The organism is Stenotrophomonas sp. HMWF023 (assembly GCF_003060985.1).
In the GTDB taxonomy this organism is placed as follows: Bacteria; Pseudomonadota; Gammaproteobacteria; order Xanthomonadales; family Xanthomonadaceae; genus Stenotrophomonas; species Stenotrophomonas lactitubi.
Window position 1 is genome coordinate 35,848 of sequence record NZ_QAIJ01000225.1, and the last position, 8,468, is coordinate 44,315.

The window sequence follows — 8,468 nt, forward strand, 5'->3', positions numbered from 1 at the left end:
GTGCCGGTTGATGCTGGCGGTGCCGGAAGAGTGGCAATGGCAGGGGCCGGCACAGCTGGCCGGTACCCGCATCGCCACCAGCTACCCGGCCATCCTCAAGCAGTGGCTGGCCGCGCAGGGCGTGGATGCGCAGGTGGTGGAGCTGTCCGGATCGGTGGAGATCGCGCCGCGCCTGGGCACCGCCGACCTGATCTGTGACCTGGTCTCCAGCGGCGCCACCCTGCGCGCCAACCAGCTCACCCCGGTGCACAACCTGCTCGACAGCGAAGCCGTGCTGGCCGGTGCGGTGCGCGTTCCCGATGATGCCCGTGGCGCCCTGCGCAGCATGCTGCTGCGTCGCCTGGACGGTGTGGTGCAGCGGCAGGACCGCAAGCTACTGATGTTCCGCGCCAGCGAGGACCGCGTCGACGCGCTGGCGCAACTGTTGGCCGATGCCGAACCGTTGGTGCGTTTGCCTGCCGATGGCGGTGCGTTGCGCCTGCAGACCATGTGCCCCGGTCCGTTGACCTGGCAGCGCATGGAAGAACTGGAGCGCGCCGGCGCCCAGGGCCTGATGGTATTGAGCGTGGAGCGGTCGCTGGCATGAATCGTCTTATCTGGTCGCAACTTGATGAGGCCGCACGCAGCGCGGCGCTGACCCGCCCGGTGCAGACCGTGGCGCAGCAGACCCGTGATGCGGTGGCCACGCTGATCGCGCAGGTGCGCACGCAGGGCGATGACGCGTTGCGCGCGATCACCGTGCGCTTCGATGGCGTGGACCTGCAGGATTTCGAAGTTTCCGACAGCGAGTTCGCTGCCGCCGAAGCCGCCGTGCCGGCCGCGTTGCGCCAGGCCATGGTCGAGGCGGCCGAGCGCATCACCCGCTTCCACAAGGCGGGGATGGGCCAGGGCTATGCAGTGGAAACCGCGCCGGGTGTGGTCTGCGAGCGCGTGCTGCGGCCGATCGGCCGGGTTGGCCTGTATGTGCCGGCCGGCAGTGCGCCGTTGCCGTCCACCGCGCTGATGCTGGGCGTGCCGGCGCGGTTGGCCGGTTGCCCGCAGGTAGTGCTGTGCACGCCGCCGCGTGCCGACGGTACGGCCGATCCGGCAGTGCTGGTGGCCGCGCGCCTGACCGGCGTGCAACGTGTGTTCAAGCTGGGCGGTGCGCAGGCGATCGCGGCGATGGCCTATGGCACCGGGAGCATTCCGGCGAGCGACAAGCTGTTCGGGCCGGGCAACAGTTTCGTCACCGAGGCCAAGCAGCAGGTGGCGCAGGACGGTGCCGCCGCCATCGACATGCCAGCCGGTCCCTCGGAAGTGCTGGTGATCGCCGATGCCGGCGCCAATCCCGCCTTCGTCGCCGCCGATCTGCTGTCGCAGGCCGAGCACGGCCCGGATTCACAGGTACTGCTGCTGACCGATGACGCGGCGCTGCTGGCCGCCGTCGAGGCCGAAGTGGAACGCCAGGTGGCCCTGTTGCCGCGGCAGGACATCGCCCGCCAGGCACTGTCGGCGTCGCAGTTGATCCAGGTTGATTCGTTGGCGGATGCATTTGCGATCAGCAACCGCTACGCCCCCGAACACCTGATCCTGGCCCTGCGTGAACCGCGCGACTGGCTGGGCCAGGTGCAGGCGGCCGGTTCGGTGTTCCTCGGCGACTACACGCCGGAAGCACTGGGCGACTACTGCAGCGGCACCAACCACGTGCTGCCCACCGCCGGTGCCGCGCGTGCCTACAGCGGTGTCAGCGTGGCCAGTTTCCAGAACCTGATCAGCGTGCAGAGCGCGAGTGCCGCTGGCTTGGCGGCGATCGGTGGCTGCGCGCGCATCCTCGCCAGCGCCGAAGGGCTGGACGCGCACGAACGTGCGGTGGCACTGCGCATGGAGGTGACCGCATGAGCGCGGACATCGACGGCGTGCTGGCCTTGGTGCGCTCGGATCTGCGGGCCTTCGCCGGCTACAGTTCGGCGCGCAGCAGCGCTGTGCAGGGTGAGGTGTGGTTGAACGCGAATGAATCGGCGTGGGCCAATCCGGCCGACGCCACCGGCGGCAGCCGCCGCTACCCGGAGCCGCAACCGGCTGCGCTGCGTGATGCGCTGGCATCGCTGTACGGCGTGCAGCCGCAACAGCTGCTGGTAGGCCGTGGCAGCGACGAAGCGATTGATCTGCTGGTGCGCGCCCTGTGCGTGCCGGGCCGCGATGGCGTGCTGGTGACGCCACCGGTATTCGGCATGTACGCGGTCTGCGCGCGCCTGCAGGGTGCGCCGTTGATTGAAGTGCCGCTCATTGACGATGGCGAGGGCCTGCGCACGGACCTGGATGCGGTGATTGCCGCTGCCAAGGGGCAGGGCGCCAAGCTCGTTTTCCTGTGCGCGCCGTCCAATCCTGCCGGCAGCGATATCCCGCTGTCGGAGATCGAGCGCGTAGCCGTTGCGCTGCGTGGGCAGGCGTTGGTGGTGGTGGATGAAGCCTATGTCGAGTACGCGCAGCGCGCTTCGGCTACCTCGCTGCTGGCCGCACACGCCAACCTGGCGGTGCTGCGCACGTTGTCGAAGGCGCACGCACTGGCGGCCGCACGTATCGGCACCCTGATCGCCGCGCCAGAACTGATTGCCGTGCTGCGCCGTTGCCAGGCGCCATACCCGGTGCCGACGCCGTGCGCCGAGCTGGCCGTGCAGGCACTGCAGCCGGCCGCGCTGGCACGCACCGCCGAACGCGTGGCCACGGTCATCGCCGAGCGCGAGCGCCTGGGCACCGCGCTGGTTGGCCTGCCGGGCGTCCGCCGCGTGTACGCCTCGGCCGGCAACTACCTGCTGGTCCGCTTTGCCGATGCCCAAGCTGCGTTCGACGCGCTGCTCGCTGCTGGCGTGGTGGTGCGCGACCAGCGCGCTGCGCCGCAGCTGGGCGATGCACTGCGCATCAGCATCGGCAGCCCCGAGGAGAATGACCGCGTGCTTGCGGCCCTGTCGGCACGGAGGGCCGCAGCATGACGCCCATCCTGTTCATCGACCGCGACGGCACCCTCATCGAGGAGCCGGCGGATTTCCAGATCGATGCCTACGAGAAGCTGCGCTTCGTGCCGCAGGTGATCCCGGCGCTGCTGAAGCTGCGCGATGCCGGCTACCAGTTCGTGATCGTCACCAATCAGGACGGCCTGGGCAGCGAAGGCTATCCGCGCGCCAGCTTCGATGGCCCGAACGACCTGATGCTGCAGATCTTCGAAAGCCAGGGCATCGTCTTCCGTGATGTGCTGGTCGACGCCAGTTGGCCGCACGAGAACGCGCCGACCCGCAAGCCCGGCATCGGCCTGATGACCGCCTATCTGCAGGACCGCAGCATCGACTGGGCGCGCTCGGGCATGGTCGGCGACCGCATCACCGACCTGCAGTTCGCCGACAACCTCAACATCCGTGGCTTCCAGCTGCGCACCGAACAGTTTGGTGGTGAGTGGGACTGGCCGGGCATTGCTCACGCACTTGCCGATGCGCCGCGTACGGCGGTGGTCCAGCGCAATACCAAGGAAACGAAGATCCGTGTCGAACTGGATCTGGATCGTGCCGGCGATGCGCACATCCACACCGGCCTGCCATTCTTCGATCACATGCTGGAACAGATCGGCAAGCACGGTGGCTTCGCGCTGGACATCCGCGCCGAGGGCGATCTGCACATCGACGAACACCACACCATCGAAGACACCGGCCTTGCGCTGGGACAGGCCCTGCGCGAAGCACTGGGCGACAAGCGCGGCATCGGCCGTTACGGCTTCACCCTGCCGATGGATGAAACCCTGGCCAGCGCTGCGCTGGATTTCAGTGGCCGCCCGTATTTCGTGTTCGACGGCGAGTTCAAGCGCGAGCGTGTGGGCGATATGCCGACCGAGCTGGTCCCGCACTTCTTCCGATCGCTGTGCGATGCCAGCGGCCTGAATCTCAACCTGCAGGTGCGTGGCGACAACGACCACCACAAGGTCGAAGCCTGCTTCAAGGCCTTGGCACGCGCGTTGCGGCCTGCGCTTGCACGGCAGGGCACCGCCTTGCCGACCACCAAGGGGGCGCTGTGAGCGAGGTCGTGCTGATCGATGCCGGCGGCGCCAATCTGGGTTCGGTGCGCTACGCACTGGAACGGCTCGGTGCCACGGTGCGGCTGGTCCGCGACGCCGAAGGCCTGGCCGGCGCGCAACGGGTGATCCTGCCTGGCGTGGGTGCGGCCGGCCCCGGCATGCAGCGCCTGCATGCGCAGGGGCTGGTCGAGCCGCTGCGCCAGCTGCAGGTGCCGCTGATGGGTATCTGCCTGGGCATGCAGCTGTTGTTCGATCGCTCCGAAGAGGCCGGCGTGGATACGCTTGGATTGATCCCGGGTGTGGTGCGCAAGCTGGTGCCGGCCTGTGGCATCCGTGTGCCGCACATGGGCTGGAACCGGCTGCTGCCGTTGCGTCCGTCGTTGCTGCTGCAGGGGGTCCCCGAGCGCGCCAGTGCGTACTTCGTGCACAGCTACGCCGCGCCGCTGAACAGGCATACCGTTGCCGCCTGCGACCACGGTGGCCTGTTCACCGCCGTGGTCGAGCAGGGCCGCTACTTCGGTGCCCAGTTCCATCCCGAGCGGTCCGGCGATACCGGTTCGCTGATGCTGCGCAATTTCCTTGAGGGCACCGCTGCATGAGTTTCACCGTCTATCCCGCGCTGGATATCCGTGATGGCCGCGTGGTGCGGCTGCGCCAGGGCGACTACGCGCAGGAAACCCACTATGGCGACGATCCGTTGCCGCGTGCGCAGGCGTTCGCGGCGCAGGGCGCGCAGTGGATGCACCTGGTCGATCTGGATGCCGCACGTGCCGGCGGCTATACGCTGGCGCCGCTGTTGGCGGCGATCCGTGCGCAGACTCCGCTGCAGGTGCAGACCGGCGGCGGTGTGCGTGGCTGCGACGACGTGGCGCGCATCCTCGAGGCCGGCGCCAGCCGCGTGGTGATCGGGTCATTGGCGGTACGCGAGCCCGAACAGGTGATCGGCTGGCTGGCCGAATTCGGCCCGGAGCGGCTGACCATCGCCCTCGATGCCCGCCAGGACGCGCAGGGGCAGTGGCAGTTGCCGGTGCACGGCTGGACCGAGAACGCAGGGGTGACCCTGGACGCGCTGGCCGAACGCTACGCACAGGCGGGCATGCGCCATCTGCTGTGCACCGACATTGCCCGCGACGGCATGCTGGCCGGCCCGAACATCAGCTTGTACCAGCACCTGGCGGCGTTGCTGCCGGGCGTGGAGGTGCAGGCGTCGGGGGGTATCCGCGATGTGGCCGATGTGGCTGCGGCGCAGGCCGCCGGCTGCGGCGGTGCGATTCTCGGCAAGGCGCTGCTGGAACAGCGCATGGACCTGGCGGAGGCACTGGCATGCTGAGCCGCCGCATCATTCCCTGCCTGGACGTACGCGATGGCCGCGTGGTCAAGGGCGTGCGCTTCCGCGACCACGTCGACATGGGCGACATCGCCGAACTGGCCCAGCGCTATCGCGACCAGGGCGCCGACGAGCTGGTGTTCTATGACATCGGCGCCAGCCCGGAGGCACGGTCGGTGGACGTGGCCTGGATCGAACGCATCGCGCGCCTGATCGATATCCCGTTCTGCGTGGCCGGTGGCATCGACAGCGTGGAGACGGCGCGTCGCGTGCTGTTCGCAGGTGCGGACAAGATCTCGATCAACTCGCCCGCGCTGGGCCGCCCGGAACTGATCACCGAACTGGCTGAAGAGTTCGGCGTGCAGTGCGTGGTGGTGGGTGTCGATTCTGTACGCGAGGAAGACGGCCAGTGGCGCGTGCGTCGATTCAGCGGCGACCCGGACAAGACCCAAGCGGTGCCGCTGCGCACGCTGGACTGGATCGTCGAGGCGCAGCGCCGCGGTGCCGGCGAGATCGTGCTGAACTGCATGGACAGCGATGGCGTGCGCCGCGGCTACGACGTGGAGCAGCTGCGGCAGGCACGCGCGCTGTGCCAGGTGCCTCTCATCGCGTCGGGTGGTGCGGGTGCAATGGAGCACTTCGCCCAGGCCTTTGACCAGGCCGACGTTGACGGTGCGCTGGCGGCCAGCGTGTTCCACAGTGGCGCCATCGCCATTGCCGACTTGAAGCGCTACCTGCGCGAGCAGCAGATCGAGGTACGAGATGTCTATTGACGTGCGGCCGTCGCCGCAGGCGCTGGAAACGCTGGACTGGGACAAGGGTGATGGGCTGTTGCCGGCCGTGGTGCAGGATGCCGACACCCTGCAGGTGCTGATGCTGGGCTATGTCAGCGCCGAGTCGCTGGCGGCGACGCTGGCGATCGGCCACATGACCTTCTTCAGCCGCAGCAAGCAGCGTCTCTGGACCAAGGGCGAGCAGTCCGGCAATGTGCTGGCGGTGCAGTCGATCAGCGTCGATTGCGATGCCGATACGCTGCTGGTGCTGGCACGCCCGGCAGGCCCAACCTGCCACACCGGGGCGGAGAGCTGTTTCGATGGCGCGCCGAAGGACTTCCTCGGCGGCCTGGACCAGCTGGTCGCCGTGCGTGAGGCGCTGCGTCCGTCCGGCAGCTATACGACATCCCTGTTCGAGGGCGGCATCCGTCGTATCGCGCAGAAGGTGGGCGAAGAAGGTGTGGAGACGGCGCTGGCCGGTGTGGCACAGGACGATGAAGCATTGCTCGGAGAGGCCTCGGACCTGCTGTACCACCTGCTGGTGCTGCTGCGCGCGCGTGGGCTGTCGCTGGAAGATGCCCGCGACGTGCTGGAAAAGCGCCATCGTTGAACAAGGTGTGCGGACCAACGGTCCGCACCCACCAGTAGAGCCGAGCCATGCTCGGCTGCCATCTGCGATGCAGCCGGGCATGGCTCGGCTCTACAATAGGCGGTCTCTTTTCCCCGGACCCGCCCCCATGAAACTGCCTGCCGCCTGGCTGTGCTGCCTGTTGCTGACCTCGCCGGCCTGGGCCGCGGACACCGTGGTCAGCGGCAAGGTCTATCTGGAGCGTGACGCCAAGCCGGGCCGCGGTGCGACCGATCCGGGTCTGGCCGGCGTGCAGGTGTCCAATGGCGAAACCATCGTCAAGACTGCTGCCGACGGCAGCTACAGCCTGCCGGTGCGTGACGGCCAGACGGTCTTCGTCATCAAGCCCGATGCCTATTCCTTCCCGAAGGCCGCCGACGGCCTGCCGTCGTTCTGGCGGCACTACCGGCCGAACGGTTCGCCGTCGCTGAAGTACGGTGGCATCGCGGCCACCAGCGATGTCGCCCGCAACTGGGACTTCGCCCTGCAGAACGACCGGCGTGACAGCCGCCGCGGCTTCCAGATGCTGGTGTTCACCGATTCGCAGACCGCCAGCCTGCAGGACATCGGCTACTACCGGCAGTCGATCGTGGCGCCACTGGTGGGCCAGACCAAGGCCCGCCTGGGTACCACGCTCGGTGACATCGTCAACGACGACCTGACCCTGTACCCCGCGATCAACAAGGTCACCACCGAGCTCGGCGTGCCGTGGTTCCACGTGCCCGGCAACCACGACCTGGACTTCGACGCGGCCAATGACGCGCATTCACTGGACAGCTGGCGCAACATCTACGGCCCCGATACCTATGCGGTGGAAGAGGGCGGCGCCAGCTTCGTGTTCCTCGACGACGTGGTGTACGACCCCAATGCCAAGCCGAAGTATGTCGGTGGCCTGCGCGAGGATCAGTTCGCCTTCCTGGCTGCGTATCTGAAGGGCCTGCACAAGGACCGCCTGCTGGTGCTGGGCATGCACATTCCGCTGTTCGATGCAGCACCGGGTCGCGAGACCTTCCGCCATGCCGACCGTCAGCGCCTGTTCGACCTGCTGAAGGACTTCCGCAACGTGCTGGTGCTCAGCGGCCACAGCCACACCCAGCAGCACGTCTACCACGGCAAGGCTGACGGCTGGCAGGGTGCCAGGCCGCTGCACGAGTACAACGTTGGTGCCAACTGCGGTGCGTTCTGGTCGGGCGTGAAGAATGCCGCCGGCGTGCCGGACAGCACCATGAGCGATGGCACGCCGAAGGGCTATGCGCTGCTGGACGTGGCCGGCAATGGCAGCTACCGCCTGCAGTACCGCGTGGCCGGTGCGGCAGCCAGCGAGCAGATCGGTCTGCATGCGCCGAAGGTGCTGCGCAAGGGCGCGTACCCGGCATGGGGCATCTACGCCAACGTCTACATGGGCGAGGACGCCAGCGTGGTCGAGTACCGCGTCGATGGCGGCGCCTGGCAGCCGATGAAGCAGGTCAGCCAGCCCGATCCGCGGCTGCTGGTGGAGAACGTCGCCGACGATCTGGCCACCACGTTGCGCGGCTACGACCGTTCGCCGGAAGCCACCGCTTCGCCGCACTTGTGGCGTGGCGCGTTGCCGACCGATCTGGCCGTGGGCAGCCACAAGGTCGAGGTGCGTTCCACCCAGCCGGATGGTGCGGTGTTCACCGCCAGCACCAGCTACAGCCTGCAGACCGCGCAGCCCTGAGC

The 8,468-nt window shown here is 68.2% G+C and carries 9 protein-coding genes; all 9 read left to right on the plus strand.

Going from position 1 to position 8,468, the window contains the following annotated elements; all coding sequences use genetic code 11:
- Window positions 1–586: ATP phosphoribosyltransferase (hisG, locus tag DBR20_RS12295; protein WP_258223333.1), on the plus strand; the 586-nt coding region annotated here is incomplete at its 5' end.
- Window positions 583–1,878 (plus strand): histidinol dehydrogenase, encoded by a 1,296-nt coding sequence (hisD, locus tag DBR20_RS12300; protein WP_108266360.1) that lies wholly within the window; start codon window positions 583–585, stop codon window positions 1,876–1,878. The genes hisG and hisD, both read left to right, overlap by 4 nt.
- Window positions 1,875–2,969, plus strand: coding sequence for a histidinol-phosphate transaminase (gene hisC, locus DBR20_RS12305; RefSeq protein WP_108266361.1), 1,095 nt, complete (start codon window positions 1,875–1,877; stop codon window positions 2,967–2,969). The genes hisD and hisC overlap by 4 nt, the downstream gene beginning before the upstream one ends.
- A complete protein-coding gene (gene hisB / locus DBR20_RS12310) occupies window positions 2,966–4,039 on the plus strand; it encodes a bifunctional histidinol-phosphatase/imidazoleglycerol-phosphate dehydratase HisB (RefSeq protein WP_108266362.1) in 1,074 nt (357 codons plus the stop codon). Before hisC ends, hisB begins: the two co-directional genes overlap by 4 nt.
- Complete coding sequence (gene hisH / locus DBR20_RS12315; RefSeq protein WP_108266363.1) at window positions 4,036–4,638, plus strand: imidazole glycerol phosphate synthase subunit HisH; 603 nt, start codon at window positions 4,036–4,038, stop codon at window positions 4,636–4,638. The genes hisB and hisH overlap by 4 nt, the downstream gene beginning before the upstream one ends.
- On the plus strand, window positions 4,635–5,369 hold the full coding sequence (hisA, locus tag DBR20_RS12320; RefSeq protein WP_108266364.1) for a 1-(5-phosphoribosyl)-5-[(5-phosphoribosylamino)methylideneamino]imidazole-4-carboxamide isomerase: 735 nt from the start codon (window positions 4,635–4,637) through the stop codon (window positions 5,367–5,369). Before hisH ends, hisA begins: the two co-directional genes overlap by 4 nt.
- The gene (gene hisF / locus DBR20_RS12325; protein ID WP_108266365.1) at window positions 5,363–6,139 is read left to right on the plus strand and encodes an imidazole glycerol phosphate synthase subunit HisF; all 777 of its coding nucleotides are present in this window, start codon (window positions 5,363–5,365) and stop codon (window positions 6,137–6,139) included. The genes hisA and hisF overlap by 7 nt, the downstream gene beginning before the upstream one ends.
- A complete protein-coding gene (gene hisIE, locus DBR20_RS12330) occupies window positions 6,129–6,749 on the plus strand; it encodes a bifunctional phosphoribosyl-AMP cyclohydrolase/phosphoribosyl-ATP diphosphatase HisIE (RefSeq protein WP_099818309.1) in 621 nt (206 codons plus the stop codon). Before hisF ends, hisIE begins: the two co-directional genes overlap by 11 nt.
- 127 nt (window positions 6,750–6,876) lie before the next feature.
- The gene (locus DBR20_RS12335) at window positions 6,877–8,466 is read left to right on the plus strand and encodes a calcineurin-like phosphoesterase family protein (RefSeq protein WP_108266366.1); all 1,590 of its coding nucleotides are present in this window, start codon (window positions 6,877–6,879) and stop codon (window positions 8,464–8,466) included.
- Window positions 8,467–8,468: the final 2 nt, after the last annotated feature.